Source organism: Cylindrospermum sp. FACHB-282 (assembly GCF_014697195.1).
Taxonomy (GTDB): Bacteria; Cyanobacteriota; Cyanobacteriia; order Cyanobacteriales; family Nostocaceae; genus Cylindrospermum.
In genome coordinates this window covers 1-19,513 of record NZ_JACJRJ010000068.1, presented here as the reverse complement: position 1 = coordinate 19,513, position 19,513 = coordinate 1, and the positions used below count along the sequence as shown (strand labels likewise).

Genomic DNA, 19,513 nt, shown 5'->3' with positions numbered 1-19,513 from the left:
TTTGTATTAAACCATTGGAGGCGCTAATACAGAATAAATTTTATGTAATTAGTTCCCCTAATGAGTGGGGCAACCTCGATATTGTGCAACTTAGATAATTGCTGTATACTAACTACTTACTCCGGAGAAAACCCACTAAGCTTTTGAGAAATGACTGACTAACAGTTGGTTTTTGGTTTGGCTCCGGCACTGGTTCAGCTAAGACTTCGGTAATGGACTCTTCCAAAGGCAATTTAGAGGCAGGAGCAACCAGAAAATTTTCTTCTACCAAACCGACTACGATTAGTCTGAAGCCAATTTGCTGCACAGTTTCTACAGGTATTCTGAGGTGATGGGCAATGTTATTTAAGGAAACATTACCATTAACAAATTCCCATACTTGCCACTCTTGAGCATTGAGTTGCATCTGGGGTTGTTTTGTAACTAAACTTGTCAAGCCTGAGGAGCAATCTGGCAATTTTTCTGCCAGGGCTTTCCAGTCTCGCAGCGCGCGCAAACCCATGAGTATGACCTCAGTGGCTGACATACTGAGACCAGTCATTTCTGCTAAAGGCAACGGCAACTTGTCTAGTGGATTAAATGTAAATTGACCATTCTGAATTTGAAATAAAGCACATATTGGCCGCAGTACCTGGACGTTAAATAAAAGTTTCAGTTGTTCCGATTGCAGCATTCCTTGAGACTTGAGGAATAGTCCCAGGGGTGTAGATATGGCACTGGAGGAAATTTGAGTGACTCTAGAGATAACGCGTTCGCTAATCCATCCCCGTTGAGTAATCATTGACGTCAAGCCTTTTTGATCCAAGCGATCGGCTGCGGTAATGATGCGCCCTTGATGTAACCAGATGTAGTAGACTTGCTTAACTCTATTCTCAGCCTGTTCAGATGAAAACTGAATCTGAAGCACTCCTGTCTTTTTTCCATGATCTAAAAATTGAAGAAGTTCTGGCAAAGAAAAATCCGCAAAATTACCAGTAATAGCCATAATTTTCCTTTTTAAATTGGTTAAAATAATCTTTTGGCTGTATGGATTTATATTACCTTGTACTCTACTGTATTTAAATCCGTGTCTTTACTATTTCTTAAGATTTTAGGTATTTTTTACATGGGAAAAATACGGAGGCAAAAATACGGGCTTAGAAAAATTCCAACCAGATTTAAAGCTTGATCAATTTTTGATCAAGCTACATTCATGGGGAATTATTAAATCAGCAATAAATATATGTTGATTTAATCTCAATTAAGTTCCTATTTAATTGGTAAAACCATACTAAAGATTTTATCAAATAGATTAAACTGCACAACTTTCCATCAAGTACTGTACTAGAGTAATCACCGCCTCACCTACAGACTCTCTTTCCGTTGGGTTCACCTGTACTATCGGGGGTCGGTCATTCTCATTTACGTACCCAAGGGCGAAGAAAATATCTTCCTCAGACCAAGCTCCAGGACAATCGGTATGGCTGAGACCGATAATCATGGGAATCTGCATCCGCTGGTTCATAAAGTTGATAATTTTACGTGCCTGACGAAATTCTCTAGGTCGATGGGCCGCTACCAGTAAGATATAAGCGTGAGCCTTGCGAATCAAAATATCCCACATAAAATCAAAGCGAGACTGACCAGGTGTGCCATAAAGGTGTAGCGCCATGTCAGGGCCAAATTGCAACCGACCGAAGTCAAGGGCGACAGTGGTTCTTTTCTTTAATAATGCTGTTTCGTCAGTTGCGCGGGTATCTGTGTCTACTACTTCAATTTCACTAATCGAACGGATGAAAGTGGACTTGCCAGCGCCTACCGTTCCGGTGACAATCAAGCGCATAATTTCCATAGTTTTTTACTCCATCAACAAACAAATAATGATTAATCAGTGGTGAATACTAAATCTTCAATCGCTTTAACGGCTTTTATTTGGCAAATGTAAAGTTCCCTAGAGACCGAAGTATTTGTCTACAAGGGAACTTTTAATTTAGTTACCTTTGATGTCGAATTGAACAAGGCTAATGAATTACATCAAAATCAGCTTTAGTTCGGCGAGAACACGCTTGATTTCTAGCATCAGTAATCCTTGTTTAGCAGTCTCACTTGCTAAGACGAGTAAGACAGCATCTTCGCCGCAGCCAGTCAAAATACCAAATCCCTTGTTACCTTCAACAAAGATGCGGTCAACAGAGCCTCTAGCTAACTCAACTCCAATGCGTTCGCCTAAAGAAAGCATAGAAGCTGACATTGCTGATACCCGTTCTTCGTCCATTCCACCGGGTAAACTGGCTCCCAAAGGTAGACCGTCGGGTGTAACAAGCGCTGCTCCCTGAACATCAGTTGTAGCAGTAACGAAGTTTTGCAAAACAAGAGTAAGTTTTTCTGTATTAATTGCCATTTGATTATTCTCTATTGTTCTAATTTTGTGAGGTTTGAATTTGGAATTGTTGCAAATTCAAATTGGAAAATTTGTATGGTTTTGACTTATGCATATATTACTCCAAGGGCGTAAACTCAAATACATCGTGAGTTCCGCCCCGAAGTACCGATTCGATGTGTACCCCCTTTAACCGCTTGCCAAGCAGTTGCTCGATAGCTCCCCACACCGCACCCATTGTGAAAGTACATTTACGGTTTGAACCTGGCGGTTCTCCGGCAGAACAAACGGTTTCAGAGGTGTACACTTTAATGGCATCGTCAACACAGGTAATTTTCTCAATAATGCACAACCGTGTTCCCTCTTTACCTAAAGCCAGCTTCAATTTTTCGGTTGCCTCCTCTAAGGAAGTTAACCCTCCTAAAAAGCCTAAATCTTGAGCTAGTTTTTTACCTCGCGCACGACCTGCTGAGATTAGGGCAATGGCTGTAGCTTTTTCTCCTAGGGTATCTTCTATCCCGACAACCGCGGCTTTGAAACAGGCAATGCTGTTAAAATCCCCTAGTTCTTTTCGCAATAAATCTGGCATAAATTTTTTTAAAGGTAGAGTTATGGTGAACAAACCTTAAATAAGGTGAGTTCTAAGAGTAGGTATGGGCACAAAAGCAACTAATTATACAATGGTTCGATAAGTATGAAAGCTCAGGCTTTAAACGCTATGCCGAATTGATATTTAAGTAGTTGTGGAACTCTTTAAATTGGTTTTTTCCTATCAGTTCCCTGACTCAATTTATTATGCTTGGGGCTAAGTTATTATCAAACCGAGCGATTACGGAATAGTTAAACTGTTACAAATGTTAATTAGGTATATTTCGCCAAGTTCTATATCAACAGCAATAATTCTGGTTATATAGGTAATAGTTACTATCTAAATTTTTGACTAAGTATATAGGTAATAATTACTATTTTAAGTTTTGATTTTTTCAGCTATGCTGTTCTAAATAGGATAAATATGTATTGGCAAAAATAGCTGCTTGAGTGCGATCGCGCAAATTTAGCCTATTTAAAATATTCGTTACATGGTTTTTCACAGTCCCTTCAGAAATGTAAAGTTCCTGAGCAATTTCTCTATTACTAGCACCGGTGGCAATTAACCGCAAAACCTCTTTTTCTCTTGGAGTCAGTTCGGCTAAACTAGGTGGCGCTGGCGGCGTCTGGATTGATCCCATAGTGGAAAACTGAGTCAGAAGTTTTTTAACTATTCCTGGCCCGAGTTGAGTATATCCTTTATGAACAGCGCGAATGGCGACAGCTAACTCTTCTGAGGGTGTATCTTTGAGTAAATAACCCATTGCGCCATTTTGTAACGCCGCAGTCACATATTGGTCATCATCAAAGGTTGTCAATACTAAAATTTTGATGCCAGGAAAACGCTTTTGGATTTCTCGCGTGGCGGCAACTCCGTCCATAATTGGCATTCTAATATCCATCATAATCACATCTGGTTGTAATTGAGCAACCAAATCAATGGCAATTTCACCGTTTTCTGCCTCTCCCACTATTTCTAAATCTGCTTCTAGTTCCAATAATGCTTTTAATCCTTGACGAATTAAACTTTGATCATCTACAAGTAATACTTTAATCATCGTTTTAACCTAGATAAGGGAATATCGACTATAATTTGACAACCACAACCATGAGCGCTGTTAATCTTCAACTCACCTCCTAGTGCTAAAGTGCGATCGCGCATACTTTGTAATCCAAAACCAGTGCTATTTTGCTGTAAATCAAAACCTCTACCATTATCCTGAATAATTAACCTTAAATTTTCTGCTGTCATAGTTAATTCCAGTTTAACTGCTGATGCTTTGGCATATTTAGAGATATTTGTCAATGATTCTTGGCTAATGCGATAGATGGCGGTGCTAATTTCAGTTGGCAGGGGATAGATAAGGTTGATTTGATAAATTGGTAAAACACCATTTGAGCGGTGAAAATCTTCGGCGAGTATACCAATTGCCTGTTCTAAAGATTGCTCTTGTAAGGGGTGATTCCGCATGGTTGAAACTGATTGTCGCACATCTTGCAAGGCTTTAGAACCTAGTTCTTTAGCTCTCGCCAAAAACATCTGTGCTTTAGTTGGATTAGATGGGAAAAGTTTGACAGCAGTTTCTAATTGCAGATTCAAAGCAGTCAGGGAATGTCCTAATGAATCATGGATTTCACGAGCGATGCGGTTACGTTCTTCTAAAGTGGCTTGGTTTTGAATTTGTAGAGCATATTCACGGAGCTTTTCGTTAGCGATCGCCAGTTTTTCTCGACTCTGGCGCTCTGATAAAACTGTATTCATCAATAGCAATACAAACACTAAACTTAAGCCAAATAATAATACTAAACTCAAAGTAAAAAACCAAAATCTTTCCTGTAATCTTTCCTGTACCTGTGGCGGTAGTGGGAATTTTGGCGACCGATAATTGAGGGTCAGCAAAAATAAGATAAACGATAGACAGGTAACTACCAACCGCCCAAGCTGCTGAAAAATTAAGCAACTACGAGTTACTAAAATTATATAGAGGAACGGAAATAAGCGAGCGGTTCTACCACCATAAGCTCCAGTTAATAACAGTAATAAAATCTCACAAGCTGTGTAGGTTATTTTAACTATATTATTACTAGTGGGCAATCTTAACCCCATTAACCCAAAAATAGTCAGACTAAAAATTGCCAGTTCTGGGACTGTGTTAGCAAATCGCGGTGAAGGAGATGGCAGCATAGCCGTCAAAACTGCGATCGCTAGTAAGATCCACTCCAAATAAAGCAGAAACCGAAAAGGATGATTTTTAAATTGAATCGGACGATTCATACCATTTTAGATTGTGAATTATTAAAGCCTACTTCTTTAAGTCTGCTTTTTTTATATACCCAGTGTATTTTCTACTTAATCACTTTTCACATTATTTAGAGTTAAGTCATTACTTTCGTCATGGGTATAACCGTGACTTTCTCCTCATGTGGCTACTGGAGATTATTTTCTATGATGGTGGCATCGAAATCAGAAACAACACAAGGCAATCCATGAAACTCAAAACATTATCATTTATCGCTGGTGCGTTCGCCCTCGGTTTAACTGCAATCCCCTTCGCTGTCGAAGCGCAAACAGCCTCCTCTTCACCCCTATTAGTTGCACAAGCCACAGAAAAGGGCCCTTGGCAAAAACTCAACCTAACAGATGCCCAAAAAAGCAAACTCCAGGCGATTCGCCAGAGTACCCGCGCCCAAATTGATCAAATTCTCACCCCAGAACAAAAGGCACAGATGGAGAAATTAAAAGCTGAATACCAAGGACAAAGAGGTCAGGGTCAGCGTCCACAACAAAGAGGTGAGGGTGGAAAGAAGGGTTTTGCGGCGTTGAATCTATCTGAAGCGCAAAAAGCCCAAATCAAGAAGATCATGGAGTCCTCTAAACAACAGACCGAAGCTGTTTTCACACCCGAACAGCTGCAACAAATGAAGCAGTTCCGGGAAAATGCTCGTGGGCGTCGTCAACAAGGCAATCTCTAATCTATCTACAAAAACTGCTACTAAAGTCCAACATAGACACAACTAAAATTAGAGCCTAAATACTCGAGGCATCGCAGGTTAAAAAGCTGGGTGGGAATAAACTCACCCTTCAAAATTCCCAATCCCAAATTGAGATAAAGTTAAAAAGTCTCTCCCTACCAGGACTCATCCTTGCCCTCTTGGGAAAAACCTGTCAAGACTAAAGTCAAACTTCTAGTTGTCTAAAAGATGTCTCAAGAATTCGCTATTGGTAGTAAAGTCCGTGTTGTGGCCCTACCGCCCTACATCAAAACCGCTGAACCTATGCCCATGCTGCGCCCCCCTGATGTGATTTATATTGGCGAAGAGGGTATAGTTCTAGACCGTCGTCCCGGAGGATATTGGGGTATCCGCTTTGCTAAGGGAGCCTTTCTCCTGGATAGTCAATACATTGAAAGTACAGAAAATGCTCTCAAATCTCACTTAGAATCAGAATAGCAGCGGCCAAGAATGTTAACTTGTGTTAAGTAATGATTCTTGGTTTACCGAAAAACGGACAAGTAATTACTCCCATCCCCTGGCTTTAGACATGGGGATGTGAACTACCACACACTCACCCGAAGCGGGTAGAGTGTGGGCTTCTCCTTTCAACAACCACAGCCGCCACAGTAGTAGACTTACGCCCATACTGTTTTGGTCTTACATAGCCTTCAGGAGCAATAACGCTGGTTCCCAACGCCAATACACGCAAGCCTTCATTTTTGAGATTTTTCGCCGCATTAATGTCTCTGTCATGATGAATGCTGTTTCAGCTAAATCTTCGCTTCTGTTCTCACCAGCTTATCCCAACCCAAATCTTTCAAGTTGTTATTGCGACGTAGGGGACGAGTTACCAACTCCAGAACATCACGGGCATTAGTAAAACCGTGAATTTGAGCAAAAGTAAACTCCACAGACCATTTAGTATTAATACCCCTTGCTTCCAGAGGGTTAGCGTGAGCCATACCAGTAATAACCAAATCTGGTTTCAACTCATAAATCCGCTGTACTTGATTGTAATTATCTGGCTTCTCCACAATTGTTGGTAGAGGTGAACCCATTTCGTGACAAGTCTTTTCCAGCAAAGCCAACTCAGCAGCTTGATAGCGCTTATCCATGTAGGGAATACCGATTTCCTGAACCGTCATTCCGCAACGCACCAAGAACCGTGCTAGGGAAACTTCCAGCAAGTTATCACCCATGAAAAACACAGACTTACCGCGAATCAGTTTCACATATTCTTCCAAGCCTTCCCAAATTTGCGCTTCCCGCTCATCTAAACCTTGAGGAGTAATGCCGAGTACAGAGCAGATTTTTTCAATCCAAGCGCGGGTACCATCGGGGCCAATGGGGAAGGGTGCGCCGATGAGTTTACACTTGCGGCGACGCATTAAAGTTGTAGCAGTGCGACTGAGGAAGGGGTTGACACCAGCGACATAATAGCCTTCTTCGATTACTGGCAGTTCAGTGAAGCGCTTTGCAGGTAGCCAGCCAGAAACCTTAATACCTTGTCTCTTCAATTCCAAGGTTAACTGCGTCACCACAGGGTCAGGAAGGGAGCCGAAAAGAACTAGGGGTTTATGATCTACATATTCAGATTCATCTTGAGCAACTTCTTCTTTTTTCTTGCCGAAGTTAAGTAGCTTCTGAATGGCGTTACGCTCGTTTTTGTCTGTTTCTGATACAGGGGCCTTTTCGGGACAACGATTAGCCATAGCGGCTAACACAGTGTCTTCTCCTTGGGTAAATGCGTAGTCTAGACCATTGGCACGGGCGACAACGATGGGAATACCAATGTCAGATTCTAACTTGGGAGCCAAGCCTTCCAAGTCCATTTTAATAATTTCCGTCGTGCAAGTGCCAATCCAAACAATTACACTAGGATTGCGATCGCGTTTAATCTGCTCACATAACCGCTTTAACTCTTCATAATCACTCAGCTGTGCCGAAATATCCCCTTCTTCCAACTCTGCCATTGCATAGCGGGGTTCAGCAAAAATCATCACCCCCATCGCATTTTGCAGGAAGTAGCCACAAGTTTTTGTCCCAATCACCAAAAAGAAGCTATCTTCAATTTTTTGGTATAACCACGCCACGCAGCTGATTGGGCAAAAGGTGTGGTAATTCCCAGTTTCACATTCAAAATTTAAAGCTTCTGGTTGTTGAGCGACAGTCATTTTGGTTTTTCTCCCCTTAATATTTAAAGCTAACAAGGCAGGTGGATATAGCTCTGGCATCTAGGGGAAAATTTATTTTCTCCCCTAAACCGCCATGATGGGTGGTATATGACACCAGCCAGCCATCCCTAGATTCAATAGGAATGGCAATAATTAAGAATTGGGGAAGAGACGGGCAATTTCTGATTCGTCAAAAACGCCAGACGGCAGTTCTTCTCCCAAAAAGTCATTATTTTCTTCACCCTTTTGCAGAGATGTTTCATCGCCCCAAACATCCGACAACACGTCGCTAAAAGCATTTACGTCTGTCGTACTCAGATCGGCAAGCACCTCGTCTTCCATATCTCCTTCATTTAACGTCGCGCTATCGTCTGTTACCGCATCAAAGGAAATATCCCCAAACTCATCACCCATTTCTAGACTGAGTGACGCGTCGGACTCATCTTTTGAGTTGTTCCCGTTGGATAAAGAAATCTCGCCCAATTCATTGGGGGTTTCCTCTAACTCGCTGACCATCAGGTCTTGTTGATCGTCATCCTCAATTGTGAACTCTTGAGTAACCCCCTCCTCCTCAAAACCAGGCAACTGGTCATTGGTCAAGGTTTCATCTTCGGGGACGTCATCAACAATTACCCCTGACTTATACTCATAAGTCTCTGTTTCTACTTTGGGAATGAAGCGATTACCGAGGGCGATGTCTGGGTCAAAATTTAACTCCAACACCTCAATCAGGGTATCAGCGTCAGGATTCAGTTTGGCAAAAGGAAACATTAACTGCGCTAGCTTGGGTTCCAGCGCATTTACAACTCCCAGGATGAGGAAAGAAGGTGGTCGCTTCCCGCCGTCAGGAGTATAAACTGATTCCACTTCCATTTGCAGGGAAATCCAGTCGCGATTTACCTGAAAAAATTGCAACCACTTCTGCTTTATTGAATCTGTAAAACTTTGAAAGAAAGCCATATTCCCATCCTGAGAACTAAATGATTTATACAATCATCAAGTCTAATTCCTCTTCTGCATTAGTAACCTGGGGTTTACTCGGATTTAGATAAAAATCAGATAACAAAGAAAACAACTCACGGTCTGGTGTATCGTTCGGAACGACACCTTCGGGACGAGCAAGAATTTGGTCGGCGATGCTGAGGTAATAATCGCAAACGTAGTCCAGAGAAGGATCTGACTCAGCCATCTCAAACAAAGTCTTGCCTTTAACGCGGGAAACACGGATATCTTCAATTAAAGGTAATACTTCGAGTACTGGCATCGGCACAGCTTCGATATATTTTTCAATCAAGTCACGCTTGGAAGTGCGATTACCAATTAATCCAGCTAGACGTAGTGGGTGAGTCCGTGCCTTTTCGCGCACTGAAGCAGCAATCCGATTGGCAGCAAACAAAGCATCAAAACCATTGTCAGTAACAATCAGGCAGTAATCTGCATAGTTGAGAGGTGCGGCAAAACCACCGCAAACAACGTCACCCAAGACATCAAACAGAATTATGTCGTACTCATCGAAGGCGTTGAGTTCTTTAAGTAATTTGACTGTTTCGCCTACTACATAGCCACCGCAGCCAGCGCCCGCAGGTGGGCCACCAGCCTCGACGCAATCAACACCGCCATAGCCTTTGTAAATTACATCTTCCGGCCAGACATCTTCGTAGTGATAGTCTTTTTCTTGCAGGGTGTCGATAATCGTCGGAATCAAAAACCCGGTGAGGGTAAAGGTGCTGTCATGTTTGGGGTCACAGCCTATTTGTAGAACTTTTTTGCCGCGTTTGGCTAGGGCGACGGAGATGTTACAGCTCGTTGTGGATTTGCCGATTCCACCTTTTCCATAAACTGCTAGTTTCACTGTTGTTTGCCTCTTATAGTTTTTTTGTCAAACTGGTGACTCAAACATTTGCCTTCACCTGGACTGATTTGGCGATGCGTGAGGTATGTGATTGCCATTATTGGCTAAATTGCCAGGAAAATAAAGTACTTAGTAATCTGTACATGGGTCTAAGATGTTGAGTTATCAATTTAGTTAGTCATTTTTGCACTTTTATTGGATTTAAAAGCCTAATTTAATCTAAAGATTCTAAATAAAGACTTTTATTTTCTAAATAAATAAAATTAGTTACAAAAGACAAAATTATGTAATTGCCTTGTTTCAATGCTTTTCATAGAAATAGCTGATTATTAAACCAGGATATTTGCTAGCTCTTAGACTTATGGCAAAGACGAAGTGAGAGATTGTCAGACTTAAGCTGTGAATAGCAGTGTAAGCTTTCATAGCTGACAAACTGGCAGGTTGAAGCCAACTTGCCAGACTGCATCAGTGCTGGTTATGAGTAATTACTTAATTAGTTTGTAAATAAATATTAAATTAGCCAATATTTGGCTAAAATTTATTCTCCAGCCTGAAAAAAGGAGACTTGCGGGTATCAGAACGCATCCTCTTTGATGGCAGCGATTTCCTGTAATGTTTGCCAACCAGCTTGCCACTGAGAATTGTCTTGTAATAATTTGGCATTGAGCCAGAAGCGTACGTTGGGGTCACAGGCAGCAACCATTTCCGCGTACACCCATTTACCCTGATTTTTTCGGTTGACAACTTGGAAGTGTCGCCAACCATCAACTTTTTGCTGTGCTGTCCACTTAGAACCGACTAGATAAGGAAATTTTTGCTTTTTGGTCATTGGTCATTGGTCATTGGTCATTCTCCTCATGTCTTTCTCAGGAGGGATTAAATCGCCGTTGCGGTTGAAAGTCTGACAATTTAGCTTGCCATCTTGCTCGATACATAAAGCAAACCATCTGATATGGCTCCAACAGCCGTGAATGTTGTTAAGAATTTTGCGCTTTTTTTTAGATAGGCGTTGCCGAACTGCTTCATTTGGACAGAGAATCTCTAAGGTACCCGTACCATCTTCATGATCGACTATGCGAAAGAGACAGTCTTGCAACATAGCACGGCTGCTACTGTCAAAAAACCGCTTAAACCGCTGTAGTCTTTCGCCTTCAGTCATTTTACTAACGGGATTCATTTTAAATAAATCCTCGTTTTCAAAGTCAAAGTCATCATCCTCAAAGTCGTAAGGGTCATTCATCTTCAGCATCCACTATCCGACTTGGGTTTATGGTAACTGATACTTTGACTCCTTCCTAGTATCATGCTCCTAGTTGCGCCGAAGCTCAAATAGATGAGGGGCTTGATTAAAGTTATCCTTTCATTGGCGGTTCCTGATCCAAAATCTACCCGTTAGATGGGTAAAATCGGACGCTTTTTGGTGGCATCACCTAATATTTTGGGTGAAACCGAGATTGTCAAAGCCGCCTTCGGTGCATTGGAACCGCCAATTTTGGACAGGTTTTTCCCAAGGGAAAATTCAACGCGGAGGTTCGCAGAGTTTTAGGAGGTTTTTTGCATAGGCGGTAATACTACTACTTTATAAAGATGTGATCACCGATCCAGCTAGTCCCTCGCTTCTTTTTACAATGACGCTATGAGAACAAAACTAATTCTTGTTCTATTTGCGAGGGACACTTGGCTCAAAGGGGGTTTCCTCGCGCTAGTATCCGCCTCTTTGCGTCCGTCGTGGTTTGTCTAAAGCTTATGCAACCTACTAATCCAAACAAATTTACAGAAAAAGCCTGGGAAGCAATCGCCCATACCCAAGATGTTGTCAAACAATACCATCAGCAGCAGATAGAAAGCGAACACCTAATGAAAGCCCTGCTGGAACAAGATGGTCTAGCCAGTGCTATTTTCACTAAAGCGGGTGCCAATGAGCAAAAAGTGCGCGATCGCACCGACCAATTTCTCCGCCGTCAGCCAAAGGTATCAGGTAGCAGCACCTCCGTTTATTTAGGACGGAGTCTAGATACACTTTTAGACCGGGCGGACGCATATCGCCAGGAATTTAAAGATGAATATATCTCAATTGAACATTTAGTCCTGGCTTATGCCAAAGATGACCGTTTTGGTAAAGGATTATTCCAAGAATTTGGTTTAGACGAAGGCAAGCTCAAGAATATCATTCAACAAATTCGCGGGAGCCAGAAAGTGACCGACCAAAGCCCAGAAGGAAAATACCAATCGCTGGAAAAATATGGCCGTGACCTCACAGAAGCGGCTCGTAAAGGTCAACTAGATCCAGTGATTGGACGGGATGATGAGATTCGGCGGACGATTCAGATTCTCTCTCGCCGGACAAAAAATAATCCTGTGCTGATTGGTGAACCGGGTGTAGGAAAAACTGCGATCGCAGAAGGACTAGCACAGCGGATCGTTGCTGGTGATGTTCCCCAGTCCCTGAAAGACCGGATGCTAATATCTTTAGATATGGGCGCTTTAATTGCGGGGGCAAAATTCCGAGGTGAATTTGAAGAACGCTTGAAAGCAGTGTTAAAAGAAGTTACCGAATCTGGCGGTAATATTGTTTTATTTATTGATGAAATTCACACCGTAGTCGGTGCAGGTGCGACTCAAGGGGCAATGGATGCCGGTAACTTGTTAAAACCGATGTTGGCCCGAGGAGAATTGCGCTGTATTGGGGCGACAACGTTGGATGAATACCGTAAGCATATCGAAAAAGATGCTGCTTTAGAACGACGCTTCCAGCAGGTTTATGTAGATCAGCCCAACGTGGAAGATACTATTTCTATTTTGCGTGGGTTGAAAGAACGTTATGAAGTCCACCACGGGGTAAAGATTTCTGATAGTTCTTTGGTGGCTGCGGCTACTTTATCTAGTCGCTATATTAGCGATCGCTTCTTACCAGACAAAGCCATCGACTTGGTTGACGAAGCCGCGGCTAAATTGAAAATGGAGATTACCTCTAAGCCTGAAGAACTAGACGAAATAGACCGCAAAATTTTGCAACTGGAAATGGAAAAGCTTTCCCTGCAAAAAGAAAGTGATGCTGCTTCTCGTGAACGCCTAGAAAAAATAGAAAAAGAACTAGCGGATCTTAAAGAAGAACAAAGAACCCTCAGCGCCCAATGGCAATCAGAAAAAGACATCATCAACAAAATTCAGTCTGTTAAAGAAGAGATTGACCGAGTTAACTTAGAAATTCAACAAGCAGAAAGAAACTACGACCTCAACCGGGCGGCGGAGTTGAAGTATGGTATGCTAACAAGCCTGCACCGTCAATTGGAAGCCGCAGAAACTGAACTTACCCAAGCCCAAGGAACTGGAAAATCACTTTTGCGGGAAGAAGTCACAGAAGCTGATATTGCCGAAATTATTTCTAAGTGGACGGGGATTCCCATCAGTAAACTGGTGGAATCAGAAAAAGAAAAATTACTGCACTTAGAAGCGGAACTGCACCGCCGCGTCGTCGGACAAGCTGAAGCAGTCACAGCTGTAGCAGATGCAATTCAACGTTCCCGTGCTGGACTTGCTGATCCTAATCGTCCCATTGCTAGTTTTATTTTTCTTGGGCCTACTGGTGTAGGTAAAACCGAATTAGCCAAAGCACTGGCGGCGTATATGTTCGACACAGAAGATGCTTTGGTGCGAATTGATATGTCAGAGTACATGGAGAAACACACAGTTTCTCGCCTCATCGGTGCGCCTCCGGGATATGTGGGTTATGAAGAAGGCGGGCAATTAACTGAGGTGATTCGCCGTCGTCCTTACGCTGTGATTCTCTTCGACGAAATCGAGAAAGCACACCCCGATGTCTTTAATATTTTCCTGCAAATTCTCGATGATGGTCGTGTCACTGATGCCCAAGGTCATAGGGTGGACTTCAAGAACTGTATCATCATCATGACTAGCAATATCGGTTCCCAGTACATTCTCGATATTGCAGGGGATGATTCCCGCTATGATGAAATGCAACATCGGGTGATGGAGGCGATGCGAAATAGCTTCCGTCCAGAGTTCCTCAACCGTGTTGATGAAATTATCATCTTCCACAGCTTGCAGAAATCAGAATTGCGGCAGATTGTGTTGTTGCAAGTAGATAGACTGCGACAAAGATTAAGCCAACGCAAAATATCCCTCAGGCTCACAGATGCTGCTGTTGACTTTTTGGCAGAAGTGGGATATGACCCTGTTTTTGGAGCTAGGCCGCTGAAGCGAGCAATTCAACGAGAGTTAGAAACTCAAATTGCCAAAGCCATCCTGCGCGGCGAATTCAATGACGGCGACACTATCTTTGTCGATGTGCAAAACGAACGCCTTTCCTTCAGTCGCTTACCGATTGAAGTGTTTACCTGAAATGCTTAGATCCCCGACTTCTTAGAGAAGTCGGGGATCTTGTTGTTAAACACCAAGGGCATAAGTCTACACGTAGGTTGTGTTAACCTGGGGGATCTTGCTACAGTCGGGGTTTAAATCCCCTTATGTAACAGTCCTCTATTTTTAATTGTTTATGCATCTGGGATGATATCACCCGGAATTTTCTGGTGAGTCAATGTATTTTTTAAGAGATGCAAAAATTTAAATTCCCGGAGATAAAATTTGATGTCATTATCCCAGGTTAACGCCTTTTATGAAGTTTTGATATCGGATCAAGTCATTTATGAACAATACTTTAATAAATGCTGTAGGCGTGGCATTTTCGCCAGTTGCCATTGGGATAAAACTAAAATTATAAATTTTGCTGCTACTCTTGGCTACACTTTCAATGAACGTGAACTAGATCAGTTATGGTTTGAGAGTGAAGCAACTTTGTCTAATGATTCACTGAATTTATCTGCATACGGTTAGTAATTACCAATTATTAAAAACGCTTTCTCCTGTGGAGAAAGCGTCTTGGTAGTGTTCCTAATTTGCCTGGGACATTGCTGTTATTGACCTTTACAAAGCACTTGCCGCATTTTGCGTAGATTGGCAGGCAACTCAAAGTTCATTGCTTGTTGAACGAAAATTGAGGGTATGGGAATATTAGGTGTTGCTTGCACTGTGTAAGCAAGTATTGTGCCATTACCGCAATCTTTTAGCTCTAAATTAGCATTAAAGTCTTCAAAGGTTCCCTTTTCCATGCGAAATTGAATTTGCTGTCCCAACACTTCTACAACGTGCAGGTAAATTTCAACTTGCGCGGTGACAAAGAAAAAAGCTTTTTGTGCTGCTTGATATAAGTACTTGGTCTCACCTTTGGACAAAACTTCGCTTTTGGTGATATCGGGGAAATATTGCACCCAACGGGGGTAATCAGTGACTTGCTGCCATACATACGATCGCACTAACGGTAAATACATACTCGCAGTCACAGCACCACCCCACGTCGTGTGCGATCGCGTTTGTACCAAAACTTCACCCTGTATCAGCAACCTTTGCTTGTCTTGACTCCAAGGCATATCCGAACCTGTAGTAGTTGAGTCTGAGATATAAGACGCAGACATAGTGATTTTAGTTACTCCTCAACTCATCCACATTTCCAAGGGGCTAAAACTACAAACCATTAAACTTGATCGAGTTTAACCCACACAACTTTAGTTCCAGGACATTTTATAGATTTTCCGGACATGACCATTTTTAGATCATTATTCCAGTAAACTACTTGTAAAATCGTTTTTAGTACGATAGTTTACAATCCATATACTGAAGCTGTCTTTTCTAGGGCAACACTTTGTGGATGAAAACCGGAGTTAATCACAGCTAGAATGGCACAAATACGATTTAAGCATCCCAGCAGAAATTTTCTGCAGGAAATGCTTCTTTGTTAGGTGTAACCATAACTTTATTTTAAGTTGAGAGGGAAATTAGGTGAATCAATCTTCCTTAAATCGCAAATTAGCCCAGACTTTTGGCATCTTACTCGGCTTGGGAATAGCCGTTTGGGTACTGAGAGGCTTTGGCATTCTGACTTTTATTCCTGGCGGCATAATTTGGCTGCTGTTACTGGGGGCAATCACTGTGGCGCTGATCAGTTACGCCCAAAGGGTATGGTGGCGTTTTTAATATCAGGGTTAAAATCGAACTAGGCAGATTTCCATGTGCCTGCAAACCCAAAAGGCACAACACTGGGTATTTTTTTTTGAATATGCCGCTGTTTTGAACCTATAGTTCGTCAATAGAATAAAAGATAAATTTGAGCTAGTGGAAGTGTGAAAATAAGGGCTAGCCTAGAAGGTAGCTGCTATTGAGATATTTTTGAACTTGTTACCGTTAAACATTGTAGTTATTGGGGGTGGGGCAGCGGGATTTTTTGGCGCGATCGCCTGCGCTCAAGCTAACCCTCATGCCCGCGTCACATTACTCGAAGCCAGTCGCCAACCATTAGCGAAAGTACTGATTTCTGGTGGGGGACGCTGTAACGTCACTCATGCTTGCTTTGAACCAGAGCGTTTGGTGCAAAATTACCCCAGAGGCGCAAAAGCCCTACTCTCTGCGTTCACTCGTTTTCAAGCTAAAGATACAGCAGCTTGGTTTGCTCAGAGGGGAGTATATCTGAACATTGAAGCCGATGGCCGGATGTTTCCCGTAACCAATACTTCCGAAACCATTGTGGAATGTTTGATCAAAACTGCGGCGATTGCTGGGGTAGAACTTCGCATCGGTACGCCCGTAGTTTCAGTAAAACGAACATCCCCAGCAGCGGGATTTGAAATTAGTCTCAAGTCGGGAGAAACAAAAAATTGCGATCGCCTACTTCTGGCCACAGGCAGCAGTCTGATCGGTTATAAAATCGCTAGGGAGTTAGGTCATCAAATTGAACCACCCGTCCCCTCCTTATTTACCTTTAACATTCCCGACCCCAAGCTGCGGGCGTTGGCAGGAATTAGCGTCAATCCTGTGCAGTTGCGGTTATCAGTGGGCGGAAAATCCCCACTCCAACAGACAGGCCCGTTGCTAATTACCCACTGGGGTTTGAGTGGCCCAGCTGTACTCAAGCTTTCTGCTTGGGGTGCAAGAGTTCTGCATGAGTCCCGTTATCAAGCCAAATTATTGATCAATTGGTTGCCCGATTTACAACAAGAACAGGTGCGGCAAAAATTATTAGCTGTGAAGCAAGAATGGCCCCAAAAAGCGATCGCCTTACATCGCGGTATTGATTTACCCCATCGCCTCTGGCAATATATAATCGCCCGTGCAGAGATTACCACAGAAGACCGTTGGGCTGGACTACCTAACAAAAAATTAAATCAGCTGGTGCTGGAACTCACCCAAGGGGAATATTTAATTAGCGGCAAAGGAGCATTTAAAGAAGAATTTGTCACCTGTGGCGGCGTCAAGCTCAAAGAAGTAAATTTCAAGACCCTGGAAAGTCGCTTAGTTCCTGGTCTGTACTTTGCTGGGGAAATATTAGATATTGATGGCGTTACCGGCGGTTTTAACTTCCAAAGTGCTTGGACAACCGCCTATTTAGCTGGAAAGGCTATGGGAAATATAGATTAGGGCAAAATCAGCAGAGATAGTTATAAATCATGAAATTCAGCGAAATCGTTAACTTATTGGGCGACGCCGTCACCAACCACAGCCTCACCGCTAACCCAGACTATGACCCAGATATTAGCGGGGTAGCACCCTTGGATGCAGCTACCATTGGTACTCTTAGCTATATAGAAGGAGCAAAATTTGCCTCTTATGTGAGCCAGACTGAGGCTAGTGCTTTAATTTTGCCTCTAGACGAAAAATTGCAGGTGCTGGCACTTGAGAGGGGTATTGTTTGGCTAGCGTCCCCAGAGCCACGATTGTTGTTTGCTAAAGCGATCGCTATTTTCTATCAACCATATCGCCCAACACCATCCATTCATCAAAGTGCCGTGATTCACCCCACGGCGAAAATTGGTAGTGATGTTTATATTGGCGCTCATGTTGTGATTCAGCCAGGAGTGGAAATTGGCAATAATGCAATTATTCATCCCAATGTGGTGATTTATCCAGATGCCAAAATTGGCGATCGCACCACTTTACACGCTAACTGCACCATCCAAGAACGCACCCGCATCGGTGCAGATTGTGTAATTCACAGTGGCGCTGTCATTGGTGCTGAGGGCTTTGGCTTTGTGCCTACCCGTAGCGGTTGGTTCAAAATGGAACAATCTGGTTATACCGTCTTAGAAGATGGGGTAGAAGTGGGCTGTAACAGTGCTATTGACCGCCCAGCAGTTGGTGAAACACGGGTAGGTCGTAATACCAAAATTGATAATTTAGTACAAATAGGACACGGTGGCCAAATAGGTAATGGCTGTGCTATTGCAGGACAGGTTGGATTAGCCGGAGGAGTGAAAGTAGGCAATCGCGTGATTTTGGCAGGACAGGTGGGAGTTGCCAATCAGGTGAAAATCGGCGATGGTGCGATCGCATCAGCTCAAACTGGAATTCACAATAATATTGCACCAGGAGAGATTGTCTCCGGCAGTCCGGCGATTTCTCACAAACTATATCTCAAAGTAGCTGCTATTTATAACCGCTTGCCAGATATGTATCAAACGCTGAAACAATTACAACGCCAACTAGGGGAAAAGTGAACAGTTGACATACTCCCCGCCCTAGAAGGGCCGAGATTCTGTGGTCAAACAGCAATTGCGGGCATAGCCCGTCTGACATCACCTAACCCAACAGTCGATGCCCCGACTGCTTGAATATTTTTCGCAGCGTTCTGATCACGTCCATTAATTGATTGACAAGACGGACAACGCCATTCTCTAACGGATAAATCCAAATCTTCTAAAATCTGACCACAATTAAAGCAAGTTTTACTAGATGGATACCACTGCTCTATATAAACAACTTGCTTTCCTTTCTTTTTGGCAACCCATTCTAGGATTTGTAGAAACTCTCTAAAAGCTAAGTCTGATATATTCGAGCCCCAAAGACATTGCATACCTTTGAGATTCAAAGTTTCAAAACACAAAATATCAAACTTATCTGTTAATTTATGGGCTAATTTCCAGAACCAATCACACCTACGATTGGAAACATCTTCCTGTTTACGAACTAAATTTTTCCTAGCTCGTTCACGATTATTTGACCCTTTTAGCTTTTTGGAGTGACTTCTATTTGCTCTCTTAATGGCATTGAGAAACTGTTTGAGGAATTGAGGTGATTCGATTAAAATGACCTCAGAGCAAGTGAGAAATGTCTTTAAGCCAAAATCAAATCCCGCGATCTTACCAGTCGTTGATTTGACTTCTGACTCGGCATAACTATCAATCACTATCACCATGAAATAACTCACCTAGTGGTGTACGTTTTATGGTTAATGTTTTGATTTTTCCTTCTATCTCTCTGGACTGACAGAATTGATAAACTCGATTCCCTATTTTAACTCTATTACCACCTAAGAACTTATAACCAGCTTGTTTTAGCGTGAAAGATTTGTATTTTTTAACTTTTTTGGTTCTACCGCTCCCTTTATGCGGTAGTTGGCTTTTTAGACAACTTTAGACACTAAATTAAAATTTATAAATAAAACTCAAAGTCTTGCCAGGCAAGGATTTACGATGTACC

General features: G+C 42.5%; 18 protein-coding genes and 1 pseudogene. 6 read left to right on the top strand and 13 right to left on the bottom strand.

Annotated features, from left to right (window positions below):
• Positions 1 to 112: 112 nt before the first annotated feature.
• The 6 genes from H6G32_RS24305 to H6G32_RS24280 form a co-directional block, all read right to left on the bottom strand.
• Positions 113 to 985, bottom strand: coding sequence for a DUF4388 domain-containing protein (locus tag H6G32_RS24305; protein WP_190463003.1), 873 nt, complete (start codon positions 983 to 985; stop codon positions 113 to 115).
• Between the two features lie 306 nt (positions 986 to 1,291).
• On the bottom strand, positions 1,292 to 1,831 hold the full coding sequence (locus H6G32_RS24300) for a GTP-binding protein (protein ID WP_190463001.1): 540 nt from the start codon (positions 1,829 to 1,831) through the stop codon (positions 1,292 to 1,294).
• Positions 1,832 to 2,008: 177 nt separating this feature from the next.
• Complete coding sequence (locus H6G32_RS24295; protein WP_190462999.1) at positions 2,009 to 2,380, bottom strand: roadblock/LC7 domain-containing protein; 372 nt, start codon at positions 2,378 to 2,380, stop codon at positions 2,009 to 2,011.
• A gap of 97 nt (positions 2,381 to 2,477) precedes the next feature.
• On the bottom strand, positions 2,478 to 2,948 hold the full coding sequence (locus H6G32_RS24290; protein ID WP_190462997.1) for a hydrocarbon-binding protein: 471 nt from the start codon (positions 2,946 to 2,948) through the stop codon (positions 2,478 to 2,480).
• 394 nt (positions 2,949 to 3,342) lie between these two features.
• A complete protein-coding gene (locus tag H6G32_RS24285; RefSeq protein ID WP_190462995.1) occupies positions 3,343 to 4,005 on the bottom strand; it encodes a response regulator in 663 nt (220 codons plus the stop codon).
• Positions 4,002 to 5,222 carry a sensor histidine kinase gene (locus H6G32_RS24280; RefSeq protein ID WP_190462993.1) on the bottom strand — a complete coding sequence of 407 codons (1,221 nt, stop codon included), beginning with the start codon at positions 5,220 to 5,222 and terminating at the stop codon, positions 4,002 to 4,004. The genes H6G32_RS24285 and H6G32_RS24280 overlap by 4 nt, the downstream gene beginning before the upstream one ends.
• A gap of 212 nt (positions 5,223 to 5,434) precedes the next feature.
• Between H6G32_RS24280 and H6G32_RS24275 the strand changes: the two genes are divergently transcribed.
• Both H6G32_RS24275 and sipA read left to right on the top strand, forming a co-directional pair.
• Positions 5,435 to 5,920, top strand: a complete 486-nt coding sequence (locus tag H6G32_RS24275; RefSeq protein ID WP_190462990.1) for a Spy/CpxP family protein refolding chaperone — start codon at positions 5,435 to 5,437, stop codon at positions 5,918 to 5,920.
• Between the two features lie 228 nt (positions 5,921 to 6,148).
• Positions 6,149 to 6,397 carry a regulatory protein SipA gene (gene sipA, locus H6G32_RS24270; RefSeq protein WP_190462988.1) on the top strand — a complete coding sequence of 83 codons (249 nt, stop codon included), beginning with the start codon at positions 6,149 to 6,151 and terminating at the stop codon, positions 6,395 to 6,397.
• A 314-nt stretch (positions 6,398 to 6,711) separates the two neighbouring features.
• On the opposite strand, the gene H6G32_RS24265 is transcribed toward sipA, so the two are convergent.
• The 5 genes from H6G32_RS24265 to H6G32_RS24245 form a co-directional block, all read right to left on the bottom strand.
• Positions 6,712 to 8,115 carry a ferredoxin:protochlorophyllide reductase (ATP-dependent) subunit N gene (locus tag H6G32_RS24265; protein WP_190462986.1) on the bottom strand — a complete coding sequence of 468 codons (1,404 nt, stop codon included), beginning with the start codon at positions 8,113 to 8,115 and terminating at the stop codon, positions 6,712 to 6,714.
• A 153-nt stretch (positions 8,116 to 8,268) separates the two neighbouring features.
• Entirely contained in the window at positions 8,269 to 9,075 is an 807-nt protein-coding gene (locus H6G32_RS24260) for a DUF5331 domain-containing protein (RefSeq protein ID WP_190462984.1), read from the bottom strand.
• A 25-nt stretch (positions 9,076 to 9,100) separates the two neighbouring features.
• Positions 9,101 to 9,967 (bottom strand): ferredoxin:protochlorophyllide reductase (ATP-dependent) iron-sulfur ATP-binding protein, encoded by an 867-nt coding sequence (gene bchL, locus H6G32_RS24255; protein WP_015208400.1) that lies wholly within the window; start codon positions 9,965 to 9,967, stop codon positions 9,101 to 9,103.
• 574 nt (positions 9,968 to 10,541) lie between these two features.
• Entirely contained in the window at positions 10,542 to 10,796 is a 255-nt protein-coding gene (locus H6G32_RS24250; protein ID WP_190462981.1) for a TIGR02450 family Trp-rich protein, read from the bottom strand.
• Between the two features lie 3 nt (positions 10,797 to 10,799).
• The gene (locus H6G32_RS24245; protein WP_190463017.1) at positions 10,800 to 11,207 is read right to left on the bottom strand and encodes a hypothetical protein; all 408 of its coding nucleotides are present in this window, start codon (positions 11,205 to 11,207) and stop codon (positions 10,800 to 10,802) included.
• Between the two features lie 506 nt (positions 11,208 to 11,713).
• Here H6G32_RS24245 and clpB point away from each other — a divergent pair.
• The gene (clpB, locus tag H6G32_RS24240) at positions 11,714 to 14,329 is read left to right on the top strand and encodes an ATP-dependent chaperone ClpB (protein ID WP_190462980.1); all 2,616 of its coding nucleotides are present in this window, start codon (positions 11,714 to 11,716) and stop codon (positions 14,327 to 14,329) included.
• Between the two features lie 572 nt (positions 14,330 to 14,901).
• Here clpB and H6G32_RS24235 read toward each other — a convergent pair.
• A complete protein-coding gene (locus tag H6G32_RS24235) occupies positions 14,902 to 15,459 on the bottom strand; it encodes an SRPBCC family protein (RefSeq protein ID WP_190462977.1) in 558 nt (185 codons plus the stop codon).
• Positions 15,460 to 15,823: 364 nt separating this feature from the next.
• On the opposite strand from H6G32_RS24235, the gene H6G32_RS24230 reads away from it, so the two are divergent.
• From H6G32_RS24230 to lpxD, 3 genes are all read left to right on the top strand, one after another.
• Positions 15,824 to 16,018: a hypothetical protein gene (locus H6G32_RS24230; protein WP_190462975.1), complete on the top strand. Its 195-nt coding sequence runs from the start codon at positions 15,824 to 15,826 to the stop codon at positions 16,016 to 16,018.
• Positions 16,019 to 16,216: 198 nt separating this feature from the next.
• Positions 16,217 to 17,455, top strand: a complete 1,239-nt coding sequence (locus tag H6G32_RS24225; protein WP_190463015.1) for an NAD(P)/FAD-dependent oxidoreductase — start codon at positions 16,217 to 16,219, stop codon at positions 17,453 to 17,455.
• 29 nt (positions 17,456 to 17,484) lie between these two features.
• Entirely contained in the window at positions 17,485 to 18,531 is a 1,047-nt protein-coding gene (lpxD, locus tag H6G32_RS24220; protein ID WP_190462974.1) for a UDP-3-O-(3-hydroxymyristoyl)glucosamine N-acyltransferase, read from the top strand.
• Positions 18,532 to 18,575: 44 nt separating this feature from the next.
• Here lpxD and H6G32_RS24215 read toward each other — a convergent pair.
• Positions 18,576 to 19,401: pseudogene (locus H6G32_RS24215) on the bottom strand (RNA-guided endonuclease InsQ/TnpB family protein); the annotation flags it as partial.
• Positions 19,402 to 19,513 lie beyond the last annotated feature (112 nt).

Coding starts and splice junctions, on each gene's coding strand:
- H6G32_RS24295 (WP_190462999.1), bottom strand. CDS start 2,380: ATGGCAATTAATACAGAAAAACTTACTCTTGTTTTGCAAAACTTCGTT.
- H6G32_RS24235 (WP_190462977.1), bottom strand. CDS start 15,459: ATGTCTGCGTCTTATATCTCAGACTCAACTACTACAGGTTCGGATATG.
- H6G32_RS24275 (WP_190462990.1), top strand. CDS start 5,435: ATGAAACTCAAAACATTATCATTTATCGCTGGTGCGTTCGCCCTCGGT.
- H6G32_RS24290 (WP_190462997.1), bottom strand. CDS start 2,948: ATGCCAGATTTATTGCGAAAAGAACTAGGGGATTTTAACAGCATTGCC.
- H6G32_RS24285 (WP_190462995.1), bottom strand. CDS start 4,005: ATGATTAAAGTATTACTTGTAGATGATCAAAGTTTAATTCGTCAAGGA.
- H6G32_RS24260 (WP_190462984.1), bottom strand. CDS start 9,075: ATGGCTTTCTTTCAAAGTTTTACAGATTCAATAAAGCAGAAGTGGTTG.
- H6G32_RS24280 (WP_190462993.1), bottom strand. CDS start 5,222: ATGAATCGTCCGATTCAATTTAAAAATCATCCTTTTCGGTTTCTGCTT.
- H6G32_RS24305 (WP_190463003.1), bottom strand. CDS start 985: ATGGCTATTACTGGTAATTTTGCGGATTTTTCTTTGCCAGAACTTCTT.
- H6G32_RS24300 (WP_190463001.1), bottom strand. CDS start 1,831: ATGGAAATTATGCGCTTGATTGTCACCGGAACGGTAGGCGCTGGCAAG.
- H6G32_RS24250 (WP_190462981.1), bottom strand. CDS start 10,796: ATGACCAAAAAGCAAAAATTTCCTTATCTAGTCGGTTCTAAGTGGACA.
- H6G32_RS24245 (WP_190463017.1), bottom strand. CDS start 11,207: ATGAATGACCCTTACGACTTTGAGGATGATGACTTTGACTTTGAAAAC.
- H6G32_RS24265 (WP_190462986.1), bottom strand. CDS start 8,115: ATGACTGTCGCTCAACAACCAGAAGCTTTAAATTTTGAATGTGAAACT.
- clpB (WP_190462980.1), top strand. CDS start 11,714: ATGCAACCTACTAATCCAAACAAATTTACAGAAAAAGCCTGGGAAGCA.
- lpxD (WP_190462974.1), top strand. CDS start 17,485: ATGAAATTCAGCGAAATCGTTAACTTATTGGGCGACGCCGTCACCAAC.
- sipA (WP_190462988.1), top strand. CDS start 6,149: ATGTCTCAAGAATTCGCTATTGGTAGTAAAGTCCGTGTTGTGGCCCTA.